The following is a 4,654-nucleotide window of genomic DNA, read 5'->3' on the forward strand; positions in this document are numbered from 1 at the left end:
GGTTACCGCCTTTACCCAGGATTGCCAGAAGCAGTCCGACGCCTGCTGTGATACCTGCCGATACCCAGAAGTCCACCAGAGCTTCATCCTGATAATAGAATGAAACACCCGAGCAAATCAACAGCATCACCGTCTCCAGCAACAGGAGGATGCCGATAATCCGTATAACCGTTTTGAAATTAATCATATCATATATTAATGAAGAATGAAGAATGAGGAATGAAGAATACGCCCTCATACCGCAGGTCAATTCTTCATTCTTCATTTTTAGTTCTTCATTTCTTTGTTCTTCATTTTTTTGTTTTTCATTCAATTAAAGTATTTCTCAATCTTCTTAATCATCATATTCAGGCAGAATACCACTACATGGTCGCCCGGTAATATCTGCGTATTACCCATTACCACAACACCTTCGCCCTGGCGGATTAATCCTCCGATGGTGGTTCCCTTCGGCAATCCGAGGTCTTTCACCTGATGTTTAGTGATTTTGGAACCGGCTTTCACGGTGAATTCCGCAACGTCGGCATTGGCAAAAGTCAGGCACTTCACATTGCTGACGTCAGCATCCAGCATCATCTGGTAGATGTGGCTGGCAGTAATCATTTTCTTGTTGATTACCGTGCCGATGTCGAGGCTTTCCGCCATACCTATATAATCAATGTTTTCCACTTCCGCCACCGTCTTACTGACGCCCATGCGCTTGGCGGCAAGGCAGGAAAGAATGTTCGTTTCCGAGTTATCGGTCAGGGCAACGAAAGCCTCCGTGTTTTTCAGGCCTTCTTCAATCAGCAGGTCCATGTCCCGTCCGTCTCCGTTGATAATCATCACTTTGTCGTCCAGAATTTCCGTCAGGCGGTTGCAACGGTTCAGGTCATTATCTATAATTTTCACCTGCATATAGTCGGGCACATATTGTGCGGTGCGCACGGCAATGCGGCTTCCACCCATAATCATCACGTTGCGCACGTCGGCATAATCTTCCTTGCCGGCTATCTTACGTATATAAGGTACGTACTTGCGGGTGGTGGTGAAGTAAACAATATCGTGCAGTTTGATTACATCGTCACCGCGGGGGATAAGTGTTTCGTTACCCCGTTTGATGGCTACCACATGATAAGGTTTGTCTGTTCCGGCAAGCTGGTGCAGGGGAATATCCAATATCTCCGCTTTTTCGCGCATCTTGGTGCCGATAAGTATCAGTGACCCGCCACAGAACTCCCACCACTGGCGCACCCAGCTCATACGTATGGAAGATACGATTTCTTTGGCTGCAAGCATTTCGGGATAAATCAGCGAGTCAACGCCCAGTTTCTGGAAGAATTCCTTATTTTTAGGTAGTAGATATTCGTAATTGTCAATACGGGCAACGGTTTTCTTCGCACCCAGGTTGGTGGCGAGCATGCAAGCGGTTATGTTACGACTTTCATCAGGAGTGACGGCTATAAACAAGTCCGCCTCTTTAGCTCCTACCTCCTTCAATCCCTGAATGGAAGTAGGCGATGCCGTAACCGTCATCAAGTCGAAGTTGGAACTGAGCGTACTCAACCTTTCCTCGTTGTCGTCCATCAGTATGATGTCCTGTTTCTCGCGGGACAGCAATTTTGCCAAGTGTGTGCCTACTGCGCCGGCACCGGCAATAATGATTTTCATTGCTTTTCTTTTACTCTATATCGTTGTTTTGTTTTAATTCCAAAACTGTTTTTGCATTCAGAGGAGAGATGACGGCTTGTCCCGTTTCTTCTTCCAACCTGATTCTTGCTTCGCGGGCAATGTTTCCGCCACGGCGGGCAACATCTTTATGTGCATCAAAATTCTCCGGGTTGCTGACTTCTGAGATTTCTTTGGTTGAAAGCTCTGCCAACATATTCAATACCAATTCTTTATTAGTCATGTTATCCCGTAGGTTCTCTTTCTTCAAACCTTTGAAGCGCTTGTACTCTTTGGTGGTTTTATCAGCCCAAGTCTGATAAAGGATGTCCGTTAAAGTGGCAAACTGCGTTCCCTCTTCCAGGCCACAACGTTTCCATTCATCTGTTAGTTCTTTACGTATCTCAATACTTTTCAAACGCTGGTTTATCCAGTTGTCCGAATAACCTAAGGCTTTGTATTCCATCATGGAGCGCTGAATGGTGAGTTCAGGGTCTTGCATTTCTTCCAGACGTTCTTTGGCTACCTGAGCCATCCAGAGCTTAAACGGTTCGGCTTTGGGAGAAGGTACGGATTGAATGAGGCGAAACATTTGCTCGGTAGTCATTACGTCAGTCTGTCTCATTTTACCATCTGTAGACAACATTTTTAACTGTACGATATTAGCGTACAGTTGGCTTCCTTCCCTTTCTAACTTGGCTTTCAAGTCACTCCAATATCTTCTGGGATTGGAACTTCCTGTCAGAACCTCTATCACATCAATCACCGAAAAGTACCACTCTTCCGTCTCGTCATCCCAAACCGTGCGTACTTTTTTCTCTTCAAAAACCTTAATGGCTTCTTTCTTTGTCATAATATTATATATGTTTTATCGCAGCCATTATTCCTTCTTCATCCATTCCGCACAAGTGGTGCAACTGTTGTACCGTTCCGTGTTCAATAAACTTATCCGGTACACCTATACGTTCTACGTGCGGCGTATATCCATTGTCCGACATAAATTCCAGGATGGCAGTACCCATACCACCTTTCCGTATGCCGTCCTCAATGGTGACTATGCGGGAAAATGAGCGTCCTATTTCGTGCAGCATCTCCTCGTCCAACGGCTTGAGGAAACGCAGGTCATAATGTGCTATTGAGATGTTCTTTTCTTTTTCTGCCCGTTCTATGGCTTTTTCGGCGACGTTACCTATCGGACCGAGTGTGATGACGGCAATGTCTTTACCGTCTTTCAACTTGCGCCCTTTGCCTACGGGTATTTCTTCCAACGGGCACTGCCAGTCCGTCAGCACACCCCGTCCACGTGGATAACGGATGACGAACGGGCCCTTGTCCGGCAGTTGTGCCGTGTACATCAGGCGACGTAATTCATGCTCGTTCATGGGCGAGGATATGGTCAGGTTGGGGATAGGGCGGAAGTATGCCAAGTCGAACACACCATGGTGTGTCGGTCCGTCTTCACCTACCAGTCCGGCGCGGTCGAGGCAGAGCACGACGGGAAGTTTGAGGATGGCAATATCATGAATCACATTGTCGTAAGCACGCTGCATGAACGAGGAATAGATGTTGCAGAATGGCTGCATTCCCTCCTTTGCCATACCTCCCGAGAAGGTGGCTGCATGGCCTTCGGCAATACCGACATCGAAGGCACGGTCGGGCATGGCCTGCATCAACATATTCATGGAGCAGCCTGTAGGCATGGCAGGGGTGACACCAACAATGCGTGGGTTCTGTTTGGCGAGTTCCACAAGGGTTTCGCCGAACACATCCTGATAGAGTGGGGGCAGATTGTGTGTGTCCGTTGTGAAGCGTTCACCTGTTTCGGGGTCGAACTTGCCCGGTGCATGCCAGATGCCCGGTGCTATTTCGGCAGGCTTGAAGCCTTTTCCTTTGATAGTGTGCAGATGCAGTATTTTCGGACCTTTCATGTCCTTGATATCCCTCAGAATCCGTGCGATATTCTTAACGTCGTGTCCGTTGACGGGGCCAAAGTAGCGGATGTTCATTCCTTCGAAGATGTTTTGTTGCTGGGCGGCTATCGACTTCAGACTGTTTCCGAAGCGAATGAGTGCCTTGCGGCGGTCCTCGTTGAGGATACCTACTTTGAATAACATCTTGGAGACATTGAAGCGAAGTTGATTGTACCGGTTCGAGGTGGTCAGGTTGAACAGATACTGCTTCATACCGCCTACGCTCCGGTCTATAGCCATGTCATTATCATTCAAGATGATAAGCAGATTGTTGGAACTTGCCGAAGCATTGTTCAAGCCCTCAAATGCCAGCCCGCCGCTCATGCTGCCGTCGCCTATTACGGCAACTACATGACGGTCTTTTTCTCCCTTTTCTTCTGCAGCTACAGCCATACCGAGTGCCGCCGAAATGGAATTGGACGCATGCCCGCAAGTAAAAGTGTCATAATCGCTTTCATCGGGAGAGGGGAAGGGGCGGATACCCTTGAACTTCCGGTTTGTGGAAAATGTTTCCCGGCGTCCGGTCAGTATCTTATGGCCGTAAGCCTGATGGCCTACGTCCCACACAATGCGGTCGTAGGGGGTATTAAATACATAATGCAGGGCGACGGTCAACTCTACCGTCCCTAAACTGGCTGCAAAGTGTCCCGGATTGCACGAGACCTCTTTTATAATGTCCTGCCGCAATTCTTTGCATACTTCTGGAAGTTGCTCAACACTAAGTTTTCGCAGGTCTTCGGGGCCAAAAATAGAATTTAGCAAGTTATATGTTGTTGATTCTGTCTTCATCTCTGTTCTGAGGATTACAAATTGCAAAATTAGTAAAAGAAAACGGAAGGCATTTCCTTTTTCGGGAAAAAAAACTCAATCCCTTGCTCTTTAACTTCTAAGATGCTTCGTGAGGTGCGGTTTATCATGGAAGAAAAGGTGGCTCGCTGGCAATTGAGTTGCGGGGTACTGAAAACTATTCCTGTGCTTGCAAGAAACTAATCTCTCGTGTGCTAACAACTAATATTTTCCTTGCATCTTATTATTCA

General features: G+C 47.3%; 3 protein-coding genes and 1 pseudogene. All 4 read right to left on the reverse strand.

Translation table 11 applies throughout. From position 1 onward, the window contains the following. A pseudogene (locus QZ135_RS24470) lies at positions 1-187 on the reverse strand (TrkH family potassium uptake protein); the annotation flags it as partial. Between the two features lie 122 nt (positions 188-309). Continuing rightward, the gene (gene trkA, locus QZ135_RS24475; protein WP_025834877.1) at positions 310-1,650 is read right to left on the reverse strand and encodes a Trk system potassium transporter TrkA; all 1,341 of its coding nucleotides are present in this window, start codon (positions 1,648-1,650) and stop codon (positions 310-312) included. Between the two features lie 10 nt (positions 1,651-1,660). After that, positions 1,661-2,500 carry a Bro-N domain-containing protein gene (locus QZ135_RS24480; RefSeq protein ID WP_294615695.1) on the reverse strand — a complete coding sequence of 280 codons (840 nt, stop codon included), beginning with the start codon at positions 2,498-2,500 and terminating at the stop codon, positions 1,661-1,663. Positions 2,501-2,504: 4 nt separating this feature from the next. Next, on the reverse strand, positions 2,505-4,406 hold the full coding sequence (gene dxs / locus QZ135_RS24485) for a 1-deoxy-D-xylulose-5-phosphate synthase (protein WP_294615696.1): 1,902 nt from the start codon (positions 4,404-4,406) through the stop codon (positions 2,505-2,507). Between the last annotated feature and the right edge of the window lie 248 nt (positions 4,407-4,654).

This window comes from uncultured Bacteroides sp. (genome assembly GCF_905207245.1).
GTDB lineage: Bacteria > Bacteroidota > Bacteroidia > Bacteroidales > Bacteroidaceae > Bacteroides.

What these genes read in the sequence shown, in the direction of transcription:
- trkA (WP_025834877.1), bottom strand. Translation starts at nt 1,650, where the DNA reads ATGAAAATCATTATTGCCGGTGCCGGCGCAGTAGGCACACACTTGGCA.
- QZ135_RS24480 (WP_294615695.1), bottom strand. Translation starts at nt 2,500, where the DNA reads ATGACAAAGAAAGAAGCCATTAAGGTTTTTGAAGAGAAAAAAGTACGC.
- dxs (WP_294615696.1), bottom strand. Translation starts at nt 4,406, where the DNA reads ATGAAGACAGAATCAACAACATATAACTTGCTAAATTCTATTTTTGGC.